Annotated in this window: 25 protein-coding genes; 10 read left to right on the top strand and 15 right to left on the bottom strand. The window is 64.8% G+C overall.

What is annotated here, in order from left to right; all coding sequences use genetic code 11:
* The first annotated feature begins 17 nt into the window (after positions 1 to 17).
* Complete coding sequence (locus F3H96_RS18150; protein ID WP_149803106.1) at positions 18 to 281, top strand: YMGG-like glycine zipper-containing protein; 264 nt, start codon at positions 18 to 20, stop codon at positions 279 to 281.
* Between the two features lie 93 nt (positions 282 to 374).
* Here F3H96_RS18150 and rpsP read toward each other — a convergent pair whose 3' ends face one another.
* The 5 genes from rpsP to F3H96_RS18125 all read right to left on the bottom strand — a co-directional run bounded on the left by rpsP (position 375) and on the right by F3H96_RS18125 (position 4,929).
* A complete protein-coding gene (gene rpsP / locus F3H96_RS18145) occupies positions 375 to 776 on the bottom strand; it encodes a 30S ribosomal protein S16 (RefSeq protein ID WP_149803105.1) in 402 nt (133 codons plus the stop codon).
* A 112-nt stretch (positions 777 to 888) separates the two neighbouring features.
* Positions 889 to 1,215 (bottom strand): chorismate mutase, encoded by a 327-nt coding sequence (locus F3H96_RS18140; RefSeq protein ID WP_149803104.1) that lies wholly within the window; start codon positions 1,213 to 1,215, stop codon positions 889 to 891.
* Positions 1,216 to 1,223: 8 nt separating this feature from the next.
* On the bottom strand, positions 1,224 to 2,816 hold the full coding sequence (ffh, locus tag F3H96_RS18135; RefSeq protein ID WP_149803103.1) for a signal recognition particle protein: 1,593 nt from the start codon (positions 2,814 to 2,816) through the stop codon (positions 1,224 to 1,226).
* 284 nt (positions 2,817 to 3,100) lie between these two features.
* Positions 3,101 to 4,051, bottom strand: a complete 951-nt coding sequence (locus tag F3H96_RS18130) for a type II CAAX endopeptidase family protein (RefSeq protein WP_149803102.1) — start codon at positions 4,049 to 4,051, stop codon at positions 3,101 to 3,103.
* Positions 4,052 to 4,323: 272 nt separating this feature from the next.
* Positions 4,324 to 4,929, bottom strand: a complete 606-nt coding sequence (locus tag F3H96_RS18125) for a DUF1236 domain-containing protein (protein WP_149803101.1) — start codon at positions 4,927 to 4,929, stop codon at positions 4,324 to 4,326.
* A gap of 456 nt (positions 4,930 to 5,385) precedes the next feature.
* Here F3H96_RS18125 and F3H96_RS18120 point away from each other — a divergent pair, with 456 nt between their 5' ends.
* Entirely contained in the window at positions 5,386 to 6,189 is an 804-nt protein-coding gene (locus F3H96_RS18120; RefSeq protein WP_149803100.1) for a lytic transglycosylase domain-containing protein, read from the top strand.
* Between the two features lie 285 nt (positions 6,190 to 6,474).
* Here F3H96_RS18120 and F3H96_RS18115 read toward each other — a convergent pair whose 3' ends face one another.
* Positions 6,475 to 7,698, bottom strand: coding sequence for an argininosuccinate synthase (locus F3H96_RS18115; RefSeq protein ID WP_149803099.1), 1,224 nt, complete (start codon positions 7,696 to 7,698; stop codon positions 6,475 to 6,477).
* Positions 7,699 to 7,865: 167 nt separating this feature from the next.
* Between F3H96_RS18115 and F3H96_RS18110 the strand changes: the two genes are divergently transcribed.
* Positions 7,866 to 8,507, top strand: a complete 642-nt coding sequence (locus F3H96_RS18110; RefSeq protein WP_149803288.1) for a LysE family translocator — start codon at positions 7,866 to 7,868, stop codon at positions 8,505 to 8,507.
* A 79-nt stretch (positions 8,508 to 8,586) separates the two neighbouring features.
* On the opposite strand, the gene F3H96_RS18105 is transcribed toward F3H96_RS18110, so the two are convergent.
* Together F3H96_RS18105 and rlmN are read right to left on the bottom strand one after the other, a co-directional pair.
* Positions 8,587 to 9,054, bottom strand: a complete 468-nt coding sequence (locus tag F3H96_RS18105; protein WP_149803098.1) for a hypothetical protein — start codon at positions 9,052 to 9,054, stop codon at positions 8,587 to 8,589.
* On the bottom strand, positions 9,051 to 10,280 hold the full coding sequence (rlmN, locus tag F3H96_RS18100) for a 23S rRNA (adenine(2503)-C(2))-methyltransferase RlmN (RefSeq protein ID WP_149803097.1): 1,230 nt from the start codon (positions 10,278 to 10,280) through the stop codon (positions 9,051 to 9,053). The genes F3H96_RS18105 and rlmN overlap by 4 nt, the downstream gene beginning before the upstream one ends.
* Positions 10,281 to 10,507: 227 nt before the next feature.
* Here rlmN and F3H96_RS18095 point away from each other — a divergent pair, with 227 nt between their 5' ends.
* The gene (locus F3H96_RS18095; RefSeq protein ID WP_149803096.1) at positions 10,508 to 10,807 is read left to right on the top strand and encodes a hypothetical protein; all 300 of its coding nucleotides are present in this window, start codon (positions 10,508 to 10,510) and stop codon (positions 10,805 to 10,807) included.
* Between the two features lie 143 nt (positions 10,808 to 10,950).
* On the top strand, positions 10,951 to 12,291 hold the full coding sequence (locus tag F3H96_RS18090) for a chloride channel protein (RefSeq protein ID WP_149803095.1): 1,341 nt from the start codon (positions 10,951 to 10,953) through the stop codon (positions 12,289 to 12,291).
* A 57-nt stretch (positions 12,292 to 12,348) separates the two neighbouring features.
* On the opposite strand, the gene F3H96_RS18085 is transcribed toward F3H96_RS18090, so the two are convergent.
* The 3 genes from F3H96_RS18085 to F3H96_RS18075 form a co-directional block, all read right to left on the bottom strand.
* Positions 12,349 to 12,855, bottom strand: a complete 507-nt coding sequence (locus F3H96_RS18085) for an invasion associated locus B family protein (protein WP_149803094.1) — start codon at positions 12,853 to 12,855, stop codon at positions 12,349 to 12,351.
* Positions 12,856 to 13,113: 258 nt separating this feature from the next.
* A complete protein-coding gene (locus tag F3H96_RS18080) occupies positions 13,114 to 13,476 on the bottom strand; it encodes a YkvA family protein (protein ID WP_149803093.1) in 363 nt (120 codons plus the stop codon).
* A 423-nt stretch (positions 13,477 to 13,899) separates the two neighbouring features.
* Positions 13,900 to 14,193 carry a 4a-hydroxytetrahydrobiopterin dehydratase gene (locus F3H96_RS18075; protein ID WP_149803092.1) on the bottom strand — a complete coding sequence of 98 codons (294 nt, stop codon included), beginning with the start codon at positions 14,191 to 14,193 and terminating at the stop codon, positions 13,900 to 13,902.
* A gap of 48 nt (positions 14,194 to 14,241) precedes the next feature.
* On the opposite strand from F3H96_RS18075, the gene F3H96_RS18070 reads away from it, so the two are divergent.
* Positions 14,242 to 14,757: a low molecular weight protein-tyrosine-phosphatase gene (locus F3H96_RS18070; RefSeq protein ID WP_149803091.1), complete on the top strand. Its 516-nt coding sequence runs from the start codon at positions 14,242 to 14,244 to the stop codon at positions 14,755 to 14,757.
* Here F3H96_RS18070 and thpR read toward each other — a convergent pair.
* Positions 14,664 to 15,257, bottom strand: a complete 594-nt coding sequence (gene thpR / locus F3H96_RS18065; RefSeq protein WP_149803090.1) for an RNA 2',3'-cyclic phosphodiesterase — start codon at positions 15,255 to 15,257, stop codon at positions 14,664 to 14,666. The genes F3H96_RS18070 and thpR overlap by 94 nt on opposite strands.
* A gap of 152 nt (positions 15,258 to 15,409) precedes the next feature.
* Complete coding sequence (locus tag F3H96_RS18060; protein ID WP_149803089.1) at positions 15,410 to 16,054, bottom strand: arylesterase; 645 nt, start codon at positions 16,052 to 16,054, stop codon at positions 15,410 to 15,412.
* An 82-nt stretch (positions 16,055 to 16,136) separates the two neighbouring features.
* Here F3H96_RS18060 and F3H96_RS18055 point away from each other — a divergent pair, with 82 nt between their 5' ends.
* From F3H96_RS18055 to F3H96_RS18040, 4 genes are all read left to right on the top strand, one after another.
* Positions 16,137 to 16,835 (top strand): ABC transporter ATP-binding protein, encoded by a 699-nt coding sequence (locus F3H96_RS18055; RefSeq protein WP_149803088.1) that lies wholly within the window; start codon positions 16,137 to 16,139, stop codon positions 16,833 to 16,835.
* On the top strand, positions 16,835 to 19,375 hold the full coding sequence (locus F3H96_RS18050; protein WP_149803087.1) for an ABC transporter permease: 2,541 nt from the start codon (positions 16,835 to 16,837) through the stop codon (positions 19,373 to 19,375). The genes F3H96_RS18055 and F3H96_RS18050 overlap by 1 nt, the downstream gene beginning before the upstream one ends.
* A 243-nt stretch (positions 19,376 to 19,618) precedes the next feature.
* Positions 19,619 to 20,359, top strand: a complete 741-nt coding sequence (locus F3H96_RS18045) for a Bax inhibitor-1/YccA family protein (RefSeq protein ID WP_149803086.1) — start codon at positions 19,619 to 19,621, stop codon at positions 20,357 to 20,359.
* A 116-nt stretch (positions 20,360 to 20,475) separates the two neighbouring features.
* Positions 20,476 to 21,072, top strand: coding sequence for a GNAT family N-acetyltransferase (locus tag F3H96_RS18040; protein WP_149803085.1), 597 nt, complete (start codon positions 20,476 to 20,478; stop codon positions 21,070 to 21,072).
* Between the two features lie 97 nt (positions 21,073 to 21,169).
* Here the strand turns inward: F3H96_RS18040 and F3H96_RS18035 are convergent, their stop codons facing one another.
* Together F3H96_RS18035 and F3H96_RS18030 are read right to left on the bottom strand one after the other, a co-directional pair.
* A complete protein-coding gene (locus F3H96_RS18035) occupies positions 21,170 to 21,556 on the bottom strand; it encodes a DUF2794 domain-containing protein (RefSeq protein WP_149803084.1) in 387 nt (128 codons plus the stop codon).
* Between the two features lie 488 nt (positions 21,557 to 22,044).
* Entirely contained in the window at positions 22,045 to 23,175 is a 1,131-nt protein-coding gene (locus tag F3H96_RS18030) for an IS481 family transposase (RefSeq protein WP_149791570.1), read from the bottom strand.
* Positions 23,176 to 23,258 lie beyond the last annotated feature (83 nt).

Below are 23,258 nucleotides of genomic sequence, written 5' to 3'. Positions count from 1 at the left end.
GTGAGAGAGGAACATCCATGAAGAAAGCAATTACCATCCTGGTGCTGACGATGGCTCTCGGCGCCTGCTCGCAAACGGAGAAAGGCGCGGCCGTCGGCGGCCTGGGCGGTGCTGCGGTCGGCGCCGCGGTTGCCAACAATCCGGTACAGGGCGCGGTTGTCGGCGGCGCGGTCGGCGCGGTGGCCGGCGCGCTGATCGGCCATGCCAGCGAAAGCGGCCAGTGCCGCTATCGCGACCGATACGGGCGCGTCTACGTGGCGCGCTGTCCGTCCGGTTATTGAGGTATCCAGTCGCTTGTTTCGACGCAATCCGGATACGACGAAGAAAAACGGCGGGCACGTGCCCGCCGCTTCTGCAAGCGAAAGGGACCGTGATTACTCGGCGGTCGCGGCTTCGGCCTCGGCCGGCGCGGCGGTCGCAGCGGCGGCCGCAGCGGCGGCTTCTTCCTGGGCCTTCTTCAGCAGGGCCGCGCGTTCCTGCGCCTTCTTGCCGGGCAGTGCCTTGTTCGGGTTGGCGCGGGCTTCGCGCTTGGCGAGGCCGGCCTCGTCGAGGAAGCGCAGCACGCGGTCGGTCGGCTGGGCGCCGTGCGACAGCCAGTGCTTGACGCGGTCGGCGTCGACCTTGACGCGCTCGCCGTCCTTCGGCAGCAGCGGGTTCCACGAGCCGAGCGACTCGATGAAACGGCCGTCGCGCGGCGAACGGGCGTCGGCGACGACGACGTGGTAGTAGGGACGCTTCTTCGAGCCCGCGCGGGCCAGTCTGATCTTCAGTGCCATTGTTTTCTCCTAAAGCTCTGATTTCGTTGATGTGGTTGCGGCTGAGTCTTTGTTTTGCGCATGTCGTTATCCCAAAACCGCGAAGCACTTTTGGGATAACGACATGCGCCGGTTAGCCGGCTTTTGCAGCGCCGTTGTTGGCGGCGATCTGTTCGTGATGACGGATGACCTCGCGGATGACGAAGTTCAAAAACTTCTCCGCGAAATCGGGATCGAGGTTCGCATCCTTCGCCAGCTGGCGAAGGCGGGCGATCTGCTGCTGCTCGCGCGCCGGATCGGCGGGCGGCAGGCCATGCTCGGCCTTCAGCACGCCGACCGCCTTGGTGCAGCGGAAGCGCTCGGCCAGCATATGGATGAGGGCGGCGTCGATATTGTCGATCGAGGCGCGGTAGCCAGCCAGGATGGCGCGTGCGTCGGCCATGTCTTTCTCCTCGTTCATTGCCCCCCTCACTTCTTCTTGCCCAGACCCGGCAGTCCGCCGCCGCCGAGGCCGGGAAGACCCGGCAGCTTCATGCCGCCGGGCAGGCCCGGCAGACCGCCTCCGCCGGGAAGCCCACCGGGCAACCCGCCCGGCAAGCCCTTGCCGAGACCGGCGGCCTGGGCCTGCTTCTGCAAGGCCTCCAGCTGCTTCGGATCCATCTTGGAGAGATCCGGCATGCCACCGCCCGGCATCATGCCGCCAAGGCCCATTTTCGAGGCAAGGCCGCCCATCATGCCGCGCATGAGGCCGCCGCCTTTGCCCTTGCCGCCCATCGCCTTCATCATGTCGGCCATGCCGCGATGCATCTTCAACAGCTTGTTGATCTCGGCCGCGTCGGTGCCGGAGCCGGCGGCGATGCGCTTCTTGCGCGAATGCTTCAGGATATCGGGGTTGGCGCGCTCGGCCTTGGTCATCGAGGAGATGATGGCGAGCTGGCGGCCGAACATCTTGTCGTCGAGGCCGGCGGCGGCCAGCTGGTCCTTCATCTTGCCCATGCCCGGCATCATGCCCATGATGCCGCCCATGCCGCCCATTTTCGACATCTGCTGAAGCTGCTGGGCAAGGTCGTTCAGATCGAACTTGCCCGACTGCATCTTCTTGGCCATCGCTGCCGCCTGCTCGGCGTCGATGGTCTCGGCGGCCTTCTCGACGAGCGAGACGATGTCGCCCATGCCGAGGATGCGATCGGCAATGCGCTTGGGGTGGAATTCCTCCAGCCCGTCCATCTTTTCGCCGGTGCCGATCAGCTTGATCGGCTTGCCGGTGACGGCGCGCATCGAAAGGGCGGCGCCGCCGCGACCGTCGCCGTCCATGCGGGTCAGCACCAGGCCGGTAATGCCGACGCGCTCGTCGAAGCTCTTGGCCAGGTTCACGGCGTCCTGGCCGGTCAGCGAGTCCGCGACCAGCAGGATCTCGTGCGGCGACGACACCTTCTTGATGTCGGCCATCTCGACCATCAGCGGCTCGTCGATATGAGTGCGGCCAGCGGTGTCGAGGATGACGACGTCATGGCCGCCGAGCTTGGCCGCCTGGACGGCGCGCTTGGCGATGTCGACCGGGTTCTGGCCGGCGATGATCGGCAGCGTCGCTACCTTGGTCTGCTCGCCGAGCTGGCGCAGCTGCTCCTGCGCGGCGGGACGCCGCGTGTCGAGCGAGGCCATCAGAACCTTCTTGTTCTGGCGCTCGGTCAGCCGCTTGGCGATCTTGGCCGAGGTCGTCGTCTTGCCGGAGCCCTGCAGGCCGACCATCATGACGACGACCGGGGCCGGCGCGTTGAGGTCGACGGCCACGCCTTCGGCGCCGAGCATGTCGACGAGCTCGTCATGGACGATCTTGACGACCATCTGTCCGGGCTTGATCGACTTGAGCACCGCGGCGCCGACCGCCTTCTCGCGCACCTTGTCGGTGAAGGAACGCACCACTTCCAGCGCGACGTCAGCCTCGAGCAGCGCGCGGCGCACCTCGCGCAGCGCCGCCGAGACATCCGCCTCGGACAGCGCGCCGCGACCGGTCAGGCCGTTCAGGATGGAGCCAAGACGCTCCTGGAGGGATTCAAACATCTGCGGTCCTTGATCTCGGTTCGGTTTCGACCGAGAGGTAGTGCGTTCGCGCCGGGTCGCCAAGCAAAAGCGCAAAGCCAAAAAGCACCCGGGGGCGCATCGCGCTGCCGGGTGTTGGCCTCCAGGATCTGTTTACAGCACCGCCTCGAAAAGAGGTTTCGGCGTCCTGGTCGGCTTTCGCGAAAGTTGTTCGTCGCGGAATTCAGCGGGTCTAGACAGGAAATCGGCCGCAGAGTCAAGGCTCGGGCTGGAAACCAGGCCAAAACGCTGCGCTACGAGGTTGCTCACGGCAGGCTTTGCCCGCTCGCCCCGACCTTCAGCGGCGAGCGCCGATGCAAGAGCAGCAACATCGTCAAAAGCGTGCTGACGATGCCGATCGCGGCGATGAGAACGGCGTCCCAGTTGGTCCAGCCGGGGCCTTCGAGAGGCTTGGCGTTGAGCAGCGCGAAGGAATTGTAGCCCTCCTGGTGCGAGATCAGCAGGAAGCCGGTCAGGTTGTTGCCGAGATGGGCGCCGAGCCCGGCGCCGAGATTTCCGGTCGCATAGACCAGGAGCGTGAGCAACAGGGCAAAGGCGCCGATCGAGACCAGGACGCAGGCATTGATGGCGAGCGTCGAGGCCGAGCTCCAGTGCAGCGACGTGAACAGCAGTCCCGGCAGCGCCGCCCAGATCAGCGGGCTCCTGAAGCGATAGGCGAGAGCGCGCAGCAGATAGCCGCGAAACAGCATTTCTTCCGATGACGTCTGCAGCAAGGCGAGCAGCACGATGGGGACGAGGAAGAGCAGCCAGGACGACAGCGCGATCGGTCCCCGAGCGATCTCGGGCTGCAGCCAGTAGAGCAGCACCTCGGAGAAGAGCGAGGTGATCAGGACCGCGACGAGGCCCTTGAGAAAATCACCGCGCGCGACGCGGCGGGTGGCGCCGAAAAGCGCCGAGAGCGGCTCGCCATGCATCAACCGCATCGCAACCAACAGACCGATCCAGATGCCGGCGAAGGAGGTCAGGGCGCTGAGGATGCCGATCGGCGATGCCAAAAAATCCTGCATGTACTTCCCGGTCGACGGGCCGGGGAGGCGCCAGACGATGTAGGCATAGGTGCCGGCAAAGAGCACCACGGCCGTTGCGGCCATCCAGAAGGCGATGACGATTGCCGTTCCGCACAGCAGCCGCGGCAAGGTGGTCTTTTCGTTCGGCGAGCGGCGATAGCGCTCGAAGGCTGCATTTTCGATCGTCACGCGGCTCCCCTGCCGAACGCTTTCAGGCCGCATGATCTATGCGGATCAGTGGTTACCGCGCAATTACGCCATCAAGTTCGCGGCTGAATGGACCGCTTCGCGACGGAGCTTCGCCCCTGCTCCGCCCCGGAATGACGACGTTGGAAGGCTTCGGCCAACCTCGAACGCAAGCGATGATGGAGTGTTGAACAAATGCAAGACCGAGCCGTCGGCGCGTAAGCAAAACGGCCGCCAGCGCTGGCGGCCGCTCTTCTCACGGCAAACAAGCACGGTCAGCGCATCACGTAGACGATGCGCCGGGTGTCCGGATCGACCAGCGCCGGCTGGTTGTTCACATAGACGTAGCGGTAGTTGTAGTTCGGGATTTCCCGCAGCTCGACCGTATCGGGCAGCGTGGCGCCCGTCACCACCTCGCCTTCGAGATAGACCGGATCGACACGGTGGGTGGTGACATACGTGCCGACCTCGGCCGGCGGCCTGACGATCGGCTCGATGGCGTCGTCGCCGGAAACGATGGCGCCGGTGTAGGTGTCGGTGGTGTAGACATCGTCGGTCGGCGGGGCCACGATTGCGATGTCGGCGTTGGCCGGGCGGCGTGTCACGATGATGCGGCTGCCGCCGAAATCACCCGTCACATAGTCGGAATAGACCCAGCCTTTGCCGCCAGCTTCGGCGATCGTGCACCATTTGCTGCCTTGGATGCAGCCATCAAGCGTGGCCGACTGGCCGGCCGCCAGCACGCCGATGACAGGATATTGCGGACCGGGACCGGCGCGCACGTTCAAGTCGGTCACCGCCTGGACGGGGGTATCGGCGAAAGCGGCGCCCGACATGGCGAGCAACGCACCGGCAAGCGCCGGAAACAACATGCGTTTCATGATTTCTCTCCGTTTTCAACGCTCCCTCGGGCTCGGAAACGAAAACAGAGGCTTGTGCGTTCCGGCTAAACCGCCCTTTGCATCGTCACGAATTGTTCCACGGTTTTGCGGCGCAGCGGTCAAAAGGGCGTGAGCAGGCTTAATATTGAAAGACATTTCCCGGCACGTCGGCATCGCAAGGCCGGCCGGCACTCGAAGCCAAGGTGTGCGACAGACGGCCAGACCGAGGCGGCGCAGCGCGGCGGCTGGCCCTTGGCAAGCAGCATCGACACCGGTCATCGTCGACATCATCGTCCTGGATGAGGCAAGCCCGCCACAGTTAGGGCTTGATCGTAAGCAAATTCCACGCCATTCGCCAGCATCGAGCGGCGCGTCCCCGCGGGGCGGTGACAACCGGGCGTTTCGCTGGCAAATTCACAACCGGGACGTGATTCAGCCAACCAGGAGAACGACGAGATGGCATTTTTTGCCAAAAGAAGGATTTTCGTGGCCGCCGCAGCGGTGGTGGCGATGCTTGGGCTGGCGACGGGCGCTGAAGCCGCGGCCAGCTGTGGCAAGAATGGGGCCGGCTTCGAAGCCTGGAAGCAGGATTTTGCCGCCGAGGCGAAAGCCAACGGCGTCGGCCAAAGGGGCCTGTCGGCCCTGGCCGGGGCGACCTACGCGACAAGGACGATCGCCGCCGACCGCGCCATCCACAAGGCTTTCAGCGGCTCGGTGGATGCCTTCATGCAGCGCCGCGGCGCCTCCGCGATCATCTCGAGAGGTCGTGCGCTGAAGAAGGCGAATGCGGCGATGTTCGCCAATATCGAGCGCGACTATGGCGTGCCGCCGGGCGTGCTGCTTGCCATCTGGGGCATGGAAACCGGCTTCGGCGCCTCGATGGGCAACCAGAACACGGTGTCCGCCATCCTGACGCTGGCCTATGACTGCCGCCGCCCGGATTATTTCACCCCCCATGCCATTGCCGCGCTCAAGCTGGTCGATCGCGGCGCGCTGAGCGCCTCCTCGGTCGGCGCCATGCATGGCGAGATCGGCCACACGCAGTTCCTGCCCGGAAACGTGCTGAAATATGGCGTCGGCAGCGGAAACCTGCGCGACCGCAACACGGCGCTCGCCTCAACCGCCAACTTCCTCAAGGGACACGGCTGGCGGGCCGGCGCGAGCTATGACGCCAATATGGGCGCAATCGCCGGCTGGAATTCGGCAAGCGTCTATCAGCAGGCCATCGCCCGCATCGCCGAAGCGATCGACGGCGATTGATGGACATTTCCGTTCCACAGAGAGCCCGGCCATGCGCCGGGCTTTTTGTTGTTCGGCTTCGAGATTGGCGAAAGCCAGGAAGTGGGAATCTCCCCCTCGGGGGAGATGTCGCCGAGGAGGAGAGGAGGCCTTGCGCGTGAAGTGGCGACCTTATCCTTCGTCATTCTAGGGTCTGCGCGCGTCGCTCCGCTCCTTGCTCCGCCCTAGAATGACGAAGGAGAGGTTGGCGGACAGCGCCCTCTGCCCTGCCGGACATCTCCCCCGCGAGGGGGGAGATCAGCAGCTTCAACCCTTGCGGTTCCTTGCCGCCAGTGTGCGCAGCCGCAATCCATTGAGGCGAATAAAGCCCTCGGCGTCCTTCTGGTCGTAGGCGCCGCGGTCGTCCTCGAAGGTGACCAGCGCATCGGAATAGAGCGTCTTTTTCGACTTGCGGCCGGTGACAATGACATTGCCCTTGTAAAGCTTCAGCCGCACCGTGCCTTCGACGTCATCCTGGCTCTTGTCGATCATCGCCTGCAGCATGACGCGCTCGGGCGAGAACCAGAAGCCGTTATAGATGAGCTCCGCATAGCGCGGCATGAACTCGTCCTTGAGGTGGGCCGCACCCCGGTCGAGCGTGATCGATTCGATCGCCCGATGCGCGGCGATCAGGATGGTACCGCCGGGGGTCTCATAGACGCCACGCGATTTCATGCCGACGAAGCGGTTCTCGACCAGGTCGAGGCGGCCGATGCCATTGTCGCGGCCGAGGTCGTTGAGCGCCGCCAGCATGGTGGCCGGCGACAGCTTCTTGCCGTTCAGCGCGACCGGGTCGCCCTTCAGGAACTCGATCTCGATCTCGGTGACGACGTCGGGCGCGTCCATCGGCGAGACGGTGCGCTGGTGGACGAATTCCGGCGGCTCGCTCCACGGATCCTCCAGCACCTTGCCCTCGGAAGAGGAGTGCAGAAGGTTGGCGTCGACCGAGAACGGCGCTTCGCCGCGCTTGTCCTTCGGCACCGGGATCTGGTGCTGTTCGGCGAAATTCAGAAGGTCGGTGCGCGACTTGAAGGACCAGTCGCGCCATGGCGCGATGACCTTGATGTCGGGGTTCAGCGCATAGGCGGACAATTCGAAGCGGACCTGGTCGTTGCCCTTGCCGGTGGCGCCGTGCGCGATGGCGTCGGCGCCGGTCTCTTTGGCGATCTCGACCAGGTGCTTGGAGATCAGCGGCCGGGCGATCGAGGTGCCGAGCAGGTAGGTGCCTTCATAGACGGCGTTGGCGCGGAACATCGGGAAGACGAAGTCGGCGACGAATTCCTCGCGCACGTCGACGATGCGGATGTCCTTGATGCCCATCATCTCGGCCTTGCGGCGCGCCGGCTCGAGCTCGCCGCCCTGGCCTAGATCGGCGGTGAAGGTGACGACCTCGGCGCCGAGCTCGGTCTGCAGCCATTTCAGGATGATGGAGGTGTCGAGGCCGCCGGAATAGGCGAGCACGACTTTCTTCACGGCTTTGGTCTTGGACATTGTTGGCGGTTCCGCAGGTAAAGAGGCTTCGCGGGCGAGTATCACGGGGTTTCCGGGCGGCGCAAGAGAAGAAGGTGCGCAGGAGAAGCCAATCGCCACGCCCGCGGCTGGCGCGACTGGAGCGGCCGCGTTATAAACTCGCAAGCCATCACGATCCCGGGTCTTCCATGTCCTTCATTCCCGACACTTCGACTTTGATCCAGTTCGCCATAGCCACCGTCATCCTGGCTCTCACGCCGGGGCCTGACATGACGCTGTTCGTCTCGCGCACGTTGAGCCAGGGGCGCGCCACCGGTTTCGCTTCCATGGCCGGCGCGCTCACCGGCACGCTGATCCACACCACGCTGGTGGTGGTCGGCATCTCGGCGCTGATCGTCGCCTCGCCGATGGCCTTCTTCGCGCTGAAGATCTTCGGCGCCGGCTATCTGGTGTTCCTGGCCTGGCAGGCGGTGACCAAAGGTTCGGCCTTCTCGCCGGAGAAGAGGACGGGACCGCAGGTCTCGCTGTTCCGCAGCTGGGCAGCCGGGCTCGGCGTCAACCTGCTCAACCCCAAGATCATCCTGTTCTTCATGACCTTCCTGCCGCAATTCGTTTCCGCGCATGATCCGAACGCGTCCGGAAAATTGTTCTTCCTCGGCATGATGTTCATCGTGCTGTCGATCCCGGTGACGGCGCCGATGGTGCTGGCTGCGGAGAAGTTTTCGGCGGCGATGAAGGCAAGCCCGCGCGTCACGCGGGTGGTCGACTATTTGTTCGGCGGCGTGTTCTCGGCCTTCGCGCTCAAGATCCTGACGGCGCAGGCCAAATAAAGCAATTCCGGGAAAAGTTGTGACGCAGGCTTGCTCGGCGTCTTCGCCGTGTGGAATTGCATCAAACCAAGAAGATAGTTCAGGGTTCGGGGTCGAGCAGCGGCGCGCGGCGCCAGCTTCCGGCCCAGCGGCCGGAAAAGAGCCAATAGATGATGCCGCCGACCATGCCGGAGCCGATCACGGCCAGCCGGGCGTTGGTCTCGGTGACATCGAAGTCGGCATCGCCCACATTATGCACGAAGCCGAGGAAGACGACGGCGATGACGGCGCCGGCCAGCGCGTAGAACAACCAGTCGCGCCGGCCGAGCATCTCGGCGATCAAGATCACGACGGCGGCCGGCATGAAGGCGAAATAGGCGACGAACAGAGCCACGAAGGGCACCGAGAAATAGAGCGAGGCGGTGGCCGTCGGCTCCGGATCGGCCGGCGTGAAGCCCAGATGCGCGAGGACCAGGATGTTGAGGAAAGCGCTTGCCGCAAGCGCGGCGGCGACATAGCCGACCAGGATGACGGCGAAGCGGACGAGATAGGCGATGATGCGCCTCACGCCTCGCCGTGTCCTGCGATCATCATGGCTTCGAGCGCCAGCCGGTCGACCTTGCGCATGCGCTCCGATTCCGACTTCAGCTGGCCGCAGGCGGCGAGGATGTCGCGGCCGCGCGGCGTGCGAATCGGCGAGGCGTAGCCGGCATTGTTGATGTAGTCGGCAAACTTCTCGATCGTCTCCCAGTCCGAGCACTGGTAGTTGGTGCCGGGCCAGGGATTGAACGGGATCAGGTTGATCTTGGCCGGAATGCCTTTGAGCAGCTTGACCAGCGCCTTGGCATCCTCGAGCGAATCGTTGACGTCCTTCAGCATCACATATTCGAAGGTGATGCGCCTGGCGTTGGAAAGGCCCGGATAGGCGCGGCAGGCGGCGATCAGCTCCTTCAGCGGGAACTTCTTGTTGATCGGCACCAGCAGGTCGCGCAAATCGTCATTGGTGGCGTGCAGCGAGATCGCCAGCATGACGCCGATCTCCTCGCCGGTGCGGAAAATCTCCGGCACCACGCCCGAGGTCGACAGCGTGATGCGGCGCTTCGAAAGCGACAGCCCGTCGCCGTCGGAAGCGATCAAGAGCGCCTTCTTCACCGCCTCGAAATTGTAGAGTGGCTCGCCCATGCCCATCATGACGATGTTGGACACCTTGCGGCCCTCGGCCGGCACGATGGCGCCATCGGGGGTGTCGCGGTCGGGGAAGTCGCCGAGACGATCGCGCGCGGTGAGCAACTGCGCCAGGACTTCTTCGGCCGTGAGGTTGCGCACCAGCTTCTGCGTGCCGGTGTGGCAGAAGGAGCAGGTCAGCGTGCAGCCGACCTGCGAGGAAATGCAGAGCGTGCCGCGGCCTTCCTCGGGAATGTAGACGGTCTCGATCTCGACCGGGCGGCCGGCGCCGCGCGGCGGAAAGCGGAACAGCCATTTGCGCGTGCCGTCGGCGGAGATCTGCTCCTCGACAATTTCCGGCCGCGCGACGGTGAAATGCTTGTCGAGCTCGGCGCGCAAATCCTTGGAGATGTTGAACATATGCGCGAAGTCAGAGACGCCGCGCACATACATCCAGTGCCAGAGCTGCTGGGCGCGCATCTTCGCCTGGCGCTCCGGAACGATGCCGGCGCCGACAAGAGCTTCGCCGAGCTCGGCGCGGGTCAGGCCGATCAGCGACGGCTTCTCGGCAGCGCGGGCGCGCAAGGCGTTGCGTGCGCCCTCGGCGGTCAGATCGAATGAAAGGGTCATGGTTGCGCCAATATAAGCGGTTTGCGGCCGATTTCAGCATCGTGCCCGAAATGAAGCGCGGCGCATAGCACAGGTTGCAGGCGGAGTCATGTGGGCGGCACATGCGGCCGGTGTCGCCATTCCCGCCGCGGAAACCGATCACATATTCGTGTTGGCGTAACGGCTCGCAATGCATCCGCGAAATCTGAAAGGGGCGACTATGCCCCTCCAAAATGGGAGAACCGGAAATGCATTCGATCAAGCTTGCCGTCGTTGGCGTCGTTGTCGGTCTTAGCGCCTCGCAGGCATTTGCCGAGGATACGATGGGCACGATGACAATGATGAAGGGTGGGCAGGTGACGGCGATCATGCCCGACGGGCATATGGGCACCATGATGCCCGACGCGAAGATGAGCGCCGAAATGATGAAGATGGCGAAGCCGATCAAGCATTGCATGATGATGATCACCGACGCCAAGGGCAAAGCCTACATGGTCGACACGTCGACCAAGAAGGCGCAGGCCGAATGTGAAAAAATGGCGATGTGAGGCTGCCCCGATCTCGTCTGACATTCCCGCCGGCGCAGAAGCCGGCGGGATCGTGAACGCTCCTGTGATCGCGGGCTTGGCCCCGAAGCCTTGATCGACTCTTCGCCTGTGATAGGGCTGGAGCTTCGATCACGAGGGCGGGCATGGCCGGCATATCGCGAAAATACCCGATGCTGCGGCGCTCGCAGGCGATGTGGGCCTCGCGCCGCGTCTGGCAGCCGCGGCTCGTCTTCTGGGCCGGCGCCGTCTCGATCGGGTTGATCAGCGTGCTGTTCGCCATGCTGGCCGACCGGGCGCAGGCGCTGTTCCATAGCGTCACCGGCGACGATGGCGGCTGGCGCTTCTATCTGCCGCTGATCATGACGCCGCTCGGCTTCGTCGTCTGCGCCTGGCTTGCCAATTCCTTCTTCCCTGGATCGCAGGGCAGCGGCATTCCGCAGGCGATCGCCGCGCGCCACCTGCGCGACGACGAGGATCGCGGGCATCTGCTTTCGCTGCGCCTGGCGGCCAGCAAGATCGCGCTTACCGTCATCGGCCTCGCCTGCGGCGCCTCGATCGGCCGGGAGGGTCCGACGGTGCAGGTCGGCGCCTCGCTGATGCTGCAGGCGGCGCGCTGGGGCGGCATGGCGCAGGCGCGCGGCCTGATCCTGGCCGGCTCGGCGGCCGGCATCGCCGCCGCCTTCAACACGCCGCTTGCCGGCATCGTCTTCGCCATAGAGGAGATGGGCCGAGCCTATGAATCGCGCACCAACGGGCTGGTGCTGACGGCGGTGATCCTCGCCGGTCTCGCCTCGTTGGGCCTGCTCGGCAACTACACCTATTTCGGCGTCGCCAGAGATACGGTGGCCTTCGCCGCCGACTGGCCGCTGGTGATCGCCTGCGGCGTCATCGGCGGCGGCTTCGGCGCGCTGTTCTCGCTGCTGGCGCTGAGGATCACGCGGCGCATCCGGCGCTGGAACGCGCTGCAGCCATTGTGGCGCGCGCTGCTCGTGGCAGGCATCTGCGGCCTGGCGGTGGCCCTGATCGGTCTTGCCTCGGGCGGCCTCACCTTCGGCACGGGCTATACGCAGGCGCGGGGCGCCATCGAAGGCGCGCCGCTGCCGGCATTCTTCTTCCTCGAAAAATTCGCGGCCGGCGTGCTGTCGATGGTGTCGGGCATTCCGGGCGGCATCTTCGCGCCGTCGCTTGCCGTAGGCGCCGGTCTCGGCAGCACGCTAGGGCTTGTCTTCGGCACCGCCACCGGCCTGGCCGCGCTGCTCGGCATGGCCGGCTATTTCGCCGGTGTCGTGCAGGCGCCGATGACGGCCTTCGTGATCATCCTCGAAATGACCGGCAATCACGACAATGTCATCGCGCTGATGTGCGCGGCGGTGCTGGGTTACGGCACGGCGCGGATGATCTCCAACGAGCCGCTCTACCACGCGCTGTCGCGCGTGTTCATCGCCGAGGCGATCAGGCGGCGCAGGGCGGAGGCAGGCGCATAGCTGAAAGAAGCCGGATTTGCGGTCCGGCTTTGCATCAGATCCGAATGCTGCCCTCGGCTACTTGCACTTGGCGATCGAGGCCAGCGCGGCCGAGATGCCCTTCAGCGAAAAGACATAGGAGGTGGGGTTGCCGCGGCCGGACTTCGCCTGCACCTTCATGTCGGTGCCGGTCTTCATGGCGGCGATCAGCACCGGCTCTTCCGCGGCGTTCTCGACCCAGGCCGACTTGCCGCGGGTGAACATCGAGAACGATTTCTTGTCGATGGTGACGGTGGCCTTGGAGCCTTCCTGGAAATTGTAGCCGGCGATGAACTGCGGCTCGTAGGAGACCTGCTGCCCGGGCCGCTGGCTGACGAAGAAGAACATGTCGCCATGGTCGAGCGTTTTCGGCTGCTTGTCGGTGGGCACCGTCAGCACGTAGCAAACCTTGCCTGCCTGCGACTGATAGCTGTAGGTGCCCCAGGCGTTGTGCTGGCCGATCTTGGTCGCCTGCTGTGCCAGCGCCGGCGCCGCGAAGGCGGCCATCACGACCAGGCTGGAAACTGTAGCAATCAATCCGCGCATCGTTCTTCCCGTATTCCAAATGGTGCGGGGGCGGGGCGCCTGGCGTCCTGCCGTCGCTTCATTTTGATTTAATCAGGGTTACCAAACGGTGAATTGTCCTCGAAGAAAAGGAACTCACCCCAGGAAACCGCCACCATTCGCGCCGCCACCGTTGAAAGCTTCTGGCGCAACGTCCCGGCGCGGAGTTGGAGGCCACGAAAACGGCAAGAGTTTGTCTTTTCGCGCGCGCCTGTTTGCGGGCGTGAAACCGAGCCGCGATCAGGTCCTGTCGGCCAGCGCGTCTTTGGCGGCCTGCCTGTGGGCAGGGGTGATATGGGCGCTGACGGCGGTGATCGCGGCGGTCAGCACGGCAAGGTCGTCGGTGAAACCGAGGCCGACAACGAAGTCGGGAATGAAATCGAACGGCAGGACGAAGTAGCCGAGGGCGCCAAGCAGGATGCCCTTTGCGCGCAGCGGCGTGTCCTTGTCCATGGCGCAGTAATAGGCGGCGACCACTTCGTCCATGAACGGAACCTGCCGCGCCGCCTTCTTGGCGGTGCGCCAGAATTTCTCGCGAACCTCGCCCTCGCCGGCGAGCTTGTCGCCGAAACCGAAGAAATCGAAACCGGCACCTTGCGCCATCAACCACTCCTTGGCCGCGCGTGTCCTTGCACGGCGCCTGCCGCACGAGATGTGGTGAAAGCACCGGCCTGCTGCAAGTGTTCGATGGTCGCTTGGCCGGGAAAATCGAACTCGGCAGCGCTGGCGGTGGGTAAGCCGAGTTGGCAATCGCCAACGTTGGAGATTGGCCGGAACGTTCCTCGCATCGTCATTCTATGGCGGAGCAAGGAGCGAAGCGACGCGCGCAGACCATAGAATCCATGCCGTTACGCCCGGGCGCCGCTCACGGTGCAGAATTCTGCTCCGCTGCGCTCTTCGGCCAAAGTAACGGCATGGATCCTAGGGTCTACGCTCCGCTTCGCGTCGCTCCGCCCTAGGATGACGAAGTCAGGCTATCGCCCGTAGAGCAAGGTTACCACCCTTGAAAAGCGAATCTGTTCGCCCTCAGCCGAAATACCGGTTCATCCGCTTGGCGAGTTCGATGTCGAGCGCCGTCACGCCGCCGGCGTCATGCGTGTTCAGCGTCACGTCGACGGTCTTGTAGACATTCGACCAATCCGGATGATGGTCCATCTTCTCGGCGGCCAGCGCCACGCGGGTCATGAAGGCGAACGCCTCGGAGAAATTCTTGAAGACGAAGCTGCGCTTGATGGACGCGCCGTCGGCGGCGAGCGACCAGCCGTCGAGCTCGGCAAGCGCGGCCGCGATCGCGTCCTTGTTCAGTTTTTCCCTGTTCATGTCCGGTCCCTGTGCTATTCGACGATAGCCAACCATAGCGCCGGATCGATGAGCGCAAAGCCCATAAAATCCATTCTGTTCGTCTGCCTCGGCAACATCTGCCGCTCGCCGCTGGCGCAAGGCGTGCTCCATGCGATCCTCGCCGAGCGCGGCAAGGACCGGGACATCGTGCTCGATTCGGCCGGGACCGGCGGCTGGCATGCCGGCGAGCAGCCCGACCGGCGCTCGATCGCGGTTGCCGCCGAGCACGGCGTCGACATTTCAGGCCAGAGGGCGCGCAAGGTGCTGCCGGAGGATTTTTCGCGCTTCGACCTGATCCTCGGCATGGACAAGGCGAATGTACGCGACCTCGAGGCGCTGGCGCCACCCGGCGCGCGCGACCGGGTCGGGCTCTATTTGGACTTCGCGACGGGAAACGCCCGGGACGTGCCCGATCCCTATTACGACGGCGCCGAGGCCTTCGCTTCAGTCTACCGCATGATTCGCGAGGCGTCGGAGGCGCTGGCAAAGCGGCTCGATGCCAGCGCTTCGCCGACCAGCGGCCAGGCCTCCTCAACGATGTAAGGGCCGCCGCCGACCGAATCGCGCGACGACATCAAGACGAAGCGGCCGACGCGGAAGGGCAGCGCGGCGAAATTGCCGCGCGCCGAAAGATATTGCGCGACATCGAGCGGACTCGCATTGCGCAGGCGCGCCAGCGTCACGTGCGGCGTGAATTTGCGCGGGTCCGCCGGCAGGCCGAGCCGCTGGCAGATGCGGTCGATCTCGCCCTGCAGCGCCGTCAGGTCCGGCGAGGCGGAGACACCTGCCCACACGGCATGCGGCTTCTTGCCGCCAAAGGCGCCGACGCCGGAGAGCGTCATCTGGAAAGTGGGGCGGTGAACCCGGTCGAGGGCGTTGGCGATCTCGTCGGCGACATGGCCTTCGACATCGCCGATGAAGCGCAGCGTCAGATGGTAGTTTTCGACATCGATCCAGCGCGCTCCGGGCAGACCGCCCCGGAGCAGGGACAGCGAAAGAGCAGCATCACGCGGAATTTCGAGGGCGGTGAAAAGACGTGGCATGTGAAGCCTCCTGTCCTCGAATCGAACTCTCGGCCCTTAGCGAATCATCGATATCCGCGCGGGGCAAGCGGTTTGTTGTCCACAAGGTTTCCGCAACGGAAACCGTTGCATTCCGGACTCACGACGGACCGCCCCTCATGACGGACGCCTCCTCATGACGGGCCGCCATTGTCGGCGATCGCCTTCTCGACGGCGGGCAGAATGCGCTCGACGATGACGTCAACGCCCTTGGGATTGGGATGCAGTCCGTCCTCCAGTTGCAGGTCGGGGTGACCGGCGACGCCGTCGAGAAAGAACGGATAGAGCGGAATGCCGTATTTCGCCGCGAGCCTCGGATAGATCGCGTCGAAGGTCTTCTGATAGCCGGCGCCAAGGTTGGGCGCGGCGCGCATGCCGGCCAGCAGCACCGGGATGTTGCGCTGCTTGAGCTTGCCCAGCATGGCGTCGAGGTTCTTCTCGGCAATGTCGGGCGAAAGGCCGCGCAACATGTCGTTGGCGCCGAGCTCGAGAATGACGAGCCTGGTGCCGTCCGGCACCGACCAATCGAGCCGTGCCAGCCCGCCGCTCGTGGTGTCGCCCGAGACGCCGGCATTGGCGACGGCAACGTCGAGGCCTTTGGCTTTCAGCGCCGCCTGCAGCCTGTCGGTGAAGCCCTGACCGGGTCCGAGACCGAAGCCCGCCGTCAGGCTGTCGCCGAAGCCGACGATGGTGAAGGTGGCGGCGCGCGCCGACGAAATGGCGCCGCAAATGGCGAGGAAAAGGAAGAGGGCTGCGGCAAAACGGTGTTTGAAAGCCATGCGGCGAGCCCCATATGACCGGTACAATCCAAGGGAGGAGACACGGGTGGTCTCCTTTTTCCACATATAGGGCGCTTTCATTGTGACAGAAGCCGTCATCGCGCTGAGAGACGTATCGCTGACGCTCGGCGAGGGCGCGTCCTCCGTCCATGTGCTGAAGGGCGTTAGCCTCGACGTGGCGGCCGGCGAAGCCACCGGCATCGTCGGTCCGTCGGGTTCCGGCAAGTCCACTTTGCTGATGGTCCTTGCCGGCCTGGAAAGGGTCGATTCGGGTACGGTTCGAATTGCCGGCGAGCTCATCGACGGCAAAAGCGAGGACCAGATTGCATCGTTTCGCGGACGAAACATTGGCATCGTCTTCCAATCCTTCCATCTCATTCCCAACATGACGGCGCTCGAGAACGTCGCGGTGCCGCTGGAGCTTGCCGGCCATGCCGATCCGTTCGGCGTGGCCGCGCGCGAGCTCGCGGCAGTCGGGCTGAGCGACCGTGTGACGCACTATCCGGGCGAACTTTCCGGCGGCGAGCAGCAGCGCGTGGCGATCGCCCGGGCGCTGGCGCCGTCGCCGCGCATCCTCATCGCCGACGAGCCGACCGGCAATCTCGACCAGGCAACGGGAAAGCAGATCGCCGACCTTTTGTTCGCCAAGGCGGCCGAGCGCGGCATGACGCTGGTGCTGGTCACGCATGACGCGGCGCTCGCCGCCCGCTGCGCGCGCCAGGTGTCGATGCGCTCGGGGCGGATCGAGGACGCGCCGCAGCCGGTGAAGGTGCCGGCCTGATGCGGACATTGAAGCTCGCCATCCGCTTCTCGCTGCGCGAGATGCGCGGCGGCCTGTCCGGCTTCATGATCTTCCTTGCCTGCATAGCGCTCGGCGTCGCGGCGATCGGCGGCGTCAATTCGGTGGCGCAGGCGATCTCGACCGGTGTCGCCAATCAGGGCCAGACGCTGCTTGGCGGCGACCTGCGCTTCCAGATCAACCAGCGCAGCGCTGCGGACGCCGAGCTCGGCTTCATCAAGAGCCTCGGCATGGTGTCGCTCAACTCCGGCATGCGCTCGATGGCGCGACTGGAGGACGGCTCCGACCAGGCGCTTGTCGAGGCAAAGGCGGTCGACGACGCCTATCCGCTCTACGGCGCGCTGGAGACCGATCCGGCGCTGCCGAAGGAACAATTGTTCGGCGAAAGGTCCGGCGTGTTCGGCGCCGCGGCGCCCGACCTGTTGTTCGACCGGCTCAATCTTCATATCGGCGACAGGCTGAAGCTCGGCAGCGCCGTTTTCGAGCTGAGGGCCAGGCTGATCAGCGAGCCGGATGCGGTGTCCGACGGTTTCGGCTTCGCGCCGCGGCTGATGATTTCGAGCGCCGGGCTTGCCGCATCCGGCCTGGTGCAGCCGAGTAGCCTGGTCGAGAACGCCTATAAGGTGAGGCTGCCCGAGGGCACGTCGGAGGCGGGGATCAAGGAAATCCAGGCGCAGGCGGCGAAGGACTTTCCGCAGGCCGGCTGGTCGATCCGCACGCGCAGCAACGCGGCCCCCGCGCTCTCGGCCAACATCGAGCGCTTCTCGCAGTTCCTGACGCTGGTCGGGCTGACGGCGCTGGTGGTCGGCGGCGTCGGCGTGGCCAACGCCGTGCGCGCCTATCTCGACGGCAAGCGCGCGGTCATCGCCACGTTCAAGAGCCTCGGCGCCTCGGGCGGCTTCGTCTTCACGGTCTATCTCGTGCAGATCCTTTTGATTGCGGGCCTCGGCATCGTGCTCGGGCTCATCCTGAGCGCCGCGATGCCTTTCGTAGCGAGCGCGCTTCTGCAGTCGGTCATCCCGGTGCCGGCGCAAGGCGGCTTTTATCCCGGCGCGCTCGCCATGGCGGCACTCTTCGGCCTGCTGGTGACGCTGGCCTTCGCGCTCTTGCCGCTCGGCCGCGCCCGCGACGTGCCGGCAACCGCGCTGTTCCGCGAAATGGGGTTCGAGAGCCGCGGCCTGCCGCGCCTGCCCTATGCCGGCGGGGCGCTGGCGATCGTCGTGACGCTGGCGGCGCTGGCGATCCTTTCGGCCAACGATTACCGCATCGCCTCGATCTTCGTCGGCGCTACGGTCTTTGCCTTCCTGGTGCTGCGGCTGGTGGCGGTGCTGGTGCAATGGGCCGCCAGGAAGAGCCCGCGCGTGCGCTCGGTTCCGCTGCGACTTGCGCTGGGCAACATTCACCGTCCCGGCGCGCTGACGCCCTCGGTGGTGCTCTCGCTCGGGCTCGGGCTGACGCTTCTGGTGACGTTGGCGCTGATCGACGGGAATCTGCGGCGGCAAATCTCCGGCAACCTGCCGGAGCGGGCGCCGAACTTCTTCTTCGTCGATATCCAGAGCAACGACGTCGATGCCTTCGCCAGCCTCGTCGGCAGGCAGGCGCCGCAAGGGACGCTGGTGAAGGTGCCGATGCTGCGCGGCCGCATCATGGCGCTCAACGGCGTCGACGTCGACAAGGTGAAGATCCCCGCCGACGGCGCCTGGGTGCTGCGTGGCGACCGTGGCCTGACCTATGACGCGAGGCAGCCGGAAAATGCGACGTTGACAGAGGGCACCTGGTGGCCGCCGGATTATTCCGGCGAGCCGCTGGTGTCGTTCTCGGCCGAGGAAGGCAAGGCGATCGGGCTGAAGCTTGGCGATACCGTCACCGTCAATGTGCTCGGCCGCAACGTTACGGCAAGGATAGCCAATTTCCGCCAGGTCGAATGGGAAACGATGGGCATCAACTTCGTCATGGTGTTCTCGCCCAACACCTTCGCCGGCGCGCCGCATGGCTGGCTGGCGACGCTGACAAACAAGAGCGCCACCACGGCCGACGACGCAAGGCTGCTCAATGCCGTCACGAGGGCCTTTCCGGCGGTGACGACGGTTCGCGTCAAGGACGCGCTCGACATCGTCAACCGGCTGGTCGCGCAGCTGGGCGCGGCGACCCGCGCCGCCGCCGGCGTGGCGTTGATTGCCTCGGTGCTTGTGCTCTCCGGCGCGCTGGCCGCCGGCAACCGGGCGCGCATCCACGATGCGGTGGTGTTGAAGACGCTCGGCGCGACGCGGCGCACCCTGATCGCGGCCTTCTCGCTGGAATATATGCTGATCGGCCTTGCGACGGCGCTGTTCGCGCTTGCCGCCGGCGGCATAGCTGCCTGGTTCGTGGTCGCGCATATCATGACGCTGCCGTCGCACTTCATGCCGGAAGTGGCGGTGGCAACGATCCTGGCTTCGCTGGCGGTCACCGTCGGCATCGGCCTTGCCGGCACCTGGCGAGTGCTCGGCCACAAGGCGGCGCCGGTGCTGCGCAACCTTTGAGCAAGGTGTCGTCCAGCCGCCCGTCCGGTTAAATCTTTGTAAGATTGCCGGCCGGAAGGCCCGAAAATCGGCCTTTTGCCTTCTCACAAAGGGTTACGGCCCGTTATCGTCTTGTTCTTGACGTCAAGAACCATCATATTTCGCGCTAGGCATGCTGGAGTTCCGCCAGCGGCGCCTGGTCCCGACGGGGTCACCCGAGGGGGACCTGTCACCGGACGGGGCAGAAGCAACAGAGGATTTCCAATGGCTGATCCCATTCGCAACTACCAGACGTCCGCCGCCTCCGGCGCGCGCGTCGATATCGATCAGGGCCTGCGCGCCTATATGATCAAAGTCTACAACCTCATGGGGCTTGGCCTGCTCATCACCGGCCTTGCCGCCTGGGGCGCCTTCCATCTCGCCGTCACCGGCGACGGACAGCTGACCGGCTTCGGCCAGCTCATCTATGCAAGCGCGTTCCGCTGGGTCGTCATCCTGGCGCCGCTTGCCGCCGTGATGTTCCTGTCGTTCCGCATCCAGTCGATGAGCGTGGCGGCGGCGCAGACCACGTTCTGGGTCTATGCCGGCCTGGTCGGCCTGTCGCTGTCGACGATCTTCCTCGTCTACACCGGCACCAGCATCACCCAGACCTTCTTCGCCACGGCCGCGGCCTTTGGCGGTCTGTCGCTCTACGGCTACACGACCAGGCGCGACCTGACGGCGTTCGGCTCGTTCCTGATCATGGGCGTGATCGGCCTGCTGATCGCGATGCTGATCAACATCTTCCTGCAGTCGTCGGCGCTCGGCTTCGCCATCTCGGCGATCGGCGTGCTGGTCTTCGCCGGCCTCACCGCCTACGACACGCAGAAGATCAAGGAGATGTATTTCGAGGGTGACGTCGCCGACGTGGCCGGTCGCAAGGCGATCATGGGCGCGCTGCGGCTCTACCTCGACTTCATCAACCTGTTCATGTTCCTGCTGCAGTTCATGGGCGACCGCCGCTAAGGCCGTTACCTGGCTTCACTGGACCATAGACTTCGGAAAGGGCGGCCCAACGGCCGCCCTTTCCTTTTGAACGCTCCTCTGCTGTTATCGAGGCAGCAAAACAGACTGCACAAATTATGAGCAATATTGCGATCCGAGCCGCCGCCGCTGCCGACCTCGACCGAATCACCGAAATCTATGCCGATGCGGTCACGCACGGCACCGCGAGCTACGAGCTGGAGCCGCCCAGCCGCGCCGAAATGGGCAATCGATTCGAGACCTTAGCGGCGGGCGGCTTTCCCTACCTTGTGGCGGAAAGGCACGGCGTCGTGCTCGGCTATGCCTATGCCGGGCCGTTCCGGCCGCGTCCGGCATACAGATTCGTCATCGAGGATTCGGTCTATGTCGCGCCGGAGGCCAAGGGCCAAGGCGTCGGCTTGCTGCTGATGCAGGCGCTGATCAAGACGGCGCGCGCGGCGGGCTTCCGCCAGATCATCGCGGTCATCGGCGACGGCCACCCGGCCAACGCCTCGGTGCGGCTGCACGAGAAGCTCGGGTTCCGCCATTGCGGGCGCCTGGAAGGGTCGGGCTATAAGCACGGTCGCTGGCTGGACACGGTGTTCATGCAACTGCCGCTCAACGGGGGCGCGGAGTTGCCGCCGGACCGTGATTCGCTGCCGGAACGGAAGTTTCGTGGGGAGTGGAATTGGGGAACTGAGGAATTGAAGAACTGAGGAACTGAGGAACTGAGGAAAAAAGGCGTTCAGCGCCTGACGTAATGGCCGCCCTCTGGTTCTTCAGTTCCTCAGTTCTTCAATTCCCCAGTTCCCTTCACGCCTCGACAAGCTTCAGCTTGGGATCGAACACGCCAAGCACGCGGCCAAGTTCCTGGCCCCGCTTCAGGATGCGGCCGCCAGCGGCAATGACGGCGAAAGCGCCTTGCCGGCGCGCCAGCCTGGGATCCTTGACGATCTGGAACAGCGGCACTTCGCTGGCCCGGCGGAAGACGGAAAAGACTGCGCGATCCGTCAGATGATCGATGGCGTAGTCGCGCCATTCATTGGCCGCCACCATGCGTCCATAAAGCCTCAGGATCTGGTCGAGCTCGCGCCGATCGAACCGCACCGGCTGGTCGAGGCGTGCGCTGCGCGCCTCGTGCAGCGGGATCAATATTCCGGATGCTTCCCCATCCTCCGTCCCGCTGCCGTGATCGGTCATGCCTTGATCCTTCGATTGAATCATGCGCCGGCCAAGGTTCGCGCTTTCACGATGGAATTGCAAGGGCGCGATGGAATTGCAGGGGTCCGGGCGAAGCACGCCGCCGTCGCGCGATTTCCCAAACGTCCAGTCACGTTTGCGAAACATGTGTTGGAATTGGTGATGCTCCGCCACAATCTCGCCACAAATTATCCGCGCTCATGCCCCAATGTCCGACGAATTTACCCGCGTTGCCTGAGACGGTTCGGTCCGGCACCGGCTCGTAAACCCCAAGCCCCCCGCCCACGGGTCAGCGTCGGATCGAACCAACCTCGGTTTTTCCTTGGAAAAATCAGGTGCGACGATCCCAAAACCTGAATGACCGGCGTCAGAAGCAAGCTGACGCCGGTTTTTTATTGCGTGGCGGGCGCTCCCTTTCCTTCTCCCCTTTGTTTGGACCGGGGACATCGCGAACAGGTGTGCGAGGACATCGCGAACAGTTTTGCATGCTATCGGACCAAGGTGTTGAGGTCGATGGTTTCTATTTTCTGATGTCTGAACCAGGCGTCGAAGACGCCGTCGGTGGCGGTGGGGCGGAAAGCGACAGACTTTCCGGCGAAGGCCCGGCGCAAGCGTATGGTTCGGCCGAGAATGGAGACGAAGCCGTGCTGCTGAACGCGGCGGATGAGATCGTCCTTGGCATATTCGAACGGCTCGACAGTTTCGCGATACTGGCGTGGCGAGGCCTGGTAGCGATCGAGCGGCACGCCGCCGTCCAGCGCGTCGTGGGGACGCTGGGCGTTGTAGACGTGGCGCCACTGGTCGAATGCATCCTGAGCCTCGGCGAGATTGGCGAAGGGCGGTCCCTGCAATGCCTCGGCCTTGAGCGAACGATGGAAGCGCTCGTCCTTGCCGAGCGTCTGCGGATGGCAAGGCCGGGAGTGGCTGACGGCAATGCCAGTCTCGATCAGCCAGACGGTGAGCAAGGTGAAGTCGTTGCGGCCGCCATCGCCCCAGGGCGGGCCATTATCTGTGGCGATGCGCCATGGCAGGCCATAGCGACGGAAGGCGGCGATCAGCCGGGCTTTTACGGTCTCGGTGGTCTGGTCGGCGCAGGCCGACAGCGCGATCGAGAAGCGCGAATGGTCGTCGAGCACGGTAAGCGGATGCAGCCGGCCGGCGCGCAAGGCAACGTGGCCCTTGAAGTCCATCTGCCACAGGTGGTTGGGGGCGGCATGCTCGAAGCGAATGAAAGGCTGGGCTCCGCCGCCCAAAGCCCCCAGCTCGATACCGTTGCGGCGCAGGATCCCGGTGACCGTCGAAGCCGCCGGCGTGCCGATACCTTCGCGGGCAAGCACCCGCGCGATCTTGCGCCCACCCCAGGCTGGATGCGCCACACGCACCGAAACGGCTGCTGCTTCCACCTCCCGCGCACTGCGTGCCGGACTCGACAGTGGTCGCCGAGACTGCTCCGCCAGGCCTGCCGCGCCTTCCATCCGATAGCGCGAAAGCAACTTGTAACCACAGGTCCGACCAATGCCGAAGCGTCGGCACAACGCGCTCACATTAGCGCCAGGCGCCAGCGCCAATCTCACGAACTCTTCTTTCTGGCTCATCACGCTTTTGGCCTCGAATGGCATCCCGAACCCCCTCGCGCAAAACGCGCAAAACTGTTCGCGATGTCCTCGCACACCTGTTCGCGATGTCCCCGGTCCAAACACCC

It is taken from the genome of Mesorhizobium sp. NFR06 (assembly GCF_900115245.1).
Taxonomy (GTDB): domain Bacteria; phylum Pseudomonadota; class Alphaproteobacteria; order Rhizobiales; family Rhizobiaceae; genus Mesorhizobium.
The sequence above is the reverse complement of the archived record's forward strand: the minus strand, read 5'-3'. Positions and strand labels throughout refer to the sequence as shown.

Coding starts and splice junctions, on each gene's coding strand:
- F3H96_RS18150 (WP_149803106.1), top strand. CDS start 18: ATGAAGAAAGCAATTACCATCCTGGTGCTGACGATGGCTCTCGGCGCC.
- rpsP (WP_149803105.1), bottom strand. CDS start 776: ATGGCACTGAAGATCAGACTGGCCCGCGCGGGCTCGAAGAAGCGTCCC.
- F3H96_RS18140 (WP_149803104.1), bottom strand. CDS start 1,215: ATGAACGAGGAGAAAGACATGGCCGACGCACGCGCCATCCTGGCTGGC.
- ffh (WP_149803103.1), bottom strand. CDS start 2,816: ATGTTTGAATCCCTCCAGGAGCGTCTTGGCTCCATCCTGAACGGCCTG.
- F3H96_RS18125 (WP_149803101.1), bottom strand. CDS start 4,929: ATGAAACGCATGTTGTTTCCGGCGCTTGCCGGTGCGTTGCTCGCCATG.
- F3H96_RS18120 (WP_149803100.1), top strand. CDS start 5,386: ATGGCATTTTTTGCCAAAAGAAGGATTTTCGTGGCCGCCGCAGCGGTG.
- F3H96_RS18115 (WP_149803099.1), bottom strand. CDS start 7,698: ATGTCCAAGACCAAAGCCGTGAAGAAAGTCGTGCTCGCCTATTCCGGC.
- F3H96_RS18110 (WP_149803288.1), top strand. CDS start 7,866: ATGTCCTTCATTCCCGACACTTCGACTTTGATCCAGTTCGCCATAGCC.
- rlmN (WP_149803097.1), bottom strand. CDS start 10,280: ATGACCCTTTCATTCGATCTGACCGCCGAGGGCGCACGCAACGCCTTG.
- F3H96_RS18095 (WP_149803096.1), top strand. CDS start 10,508: ATGCATTCGATCAAGCTTGCCGTCGTTGGCGTCGTTGTCGGTCTTAGC.
- F3H96_RS18090 (WP_149803095.1), top strand. CDS start 10,951: ATGGCCGGCATATCGCGAAAATACCCGATGCTGCGGCGCTCGCAGGCG.
- F3H96_RS18085 (WP_149803094.1), bottom strand. CDS start 12,855: ATGCGCGGATTGATTGCTACAGTTTCCAGCCTGGTCGTGATGGCCGCC.
- F3H96_RS18080 (WP_149803093.1), bottom strand. CDS start 13,476: ATGGCGCAAGGTGCCGGTTTCGATTTCTTCGGTTTCGGCGACAAGCTC.
- F3H96_RS18075 (WP_149803092.1), bottom strand. CDS start 14,193: ATGAACAGGGAAAAACTGAACAAGGACGCGATCGCGGCCGCGCTTGCC.
- F3H96_RS18070 (WP_149803091.1), top strand. CDS start 14,242: ATGAGCGCAAAGCCCATAAAATCCATTCTGTTCGTCTGCCTCGGCAAC.
- thpR (WP_149803090.1), bottom strand. CDS start 15,257: ATGCCACGTCTTTTCACCGCCCTCGAAATTCCGCGTGATGCTGCTCTT.
- F3H96_RS18060 (WP_149803089.1), bottom strand. CDS start 16,054: ATGGCTTTCAAACACCGTTTTGCCGCAGCCCTCTTCCTTTTCCTCGCC.
- F3H96_RS18050 (WP_149803087.1), top strand. CDS start 16,835: ATGCGGACATTGAAGCTCGCCATCCGCTTCTCGCTGCGCGAGATGCGC.
- F3H96_RS18045 (WP_149803086.1), top strand. CDS start 19,619: ATGGCTGATCCCATTCGCAACTACCAGACGTCCGCCGCCTCCGGCGCG.
- F3H96_RS18040 (WP_149803085.1), top strand. CDS start 20,476: ATGAGCAATATTGCGATCCGAGCCGCCGCCGCTGCCGACCTCGACCGA.
- F3H96_RS18035 (WP_149803084.1), bottom strand. CDS start 21,556: ATGACCGATCACGGCAGCGGGACGGAGGATGGGGAAGCATCCGGAATA.
- F3H96_RS18030 (WP_149791570.1), bottom strand. CDS start 23,175: ATGCCATTCGAGGCCAAAAGCGTGATGAGCCAGAAAGAAGAGTTCGTG.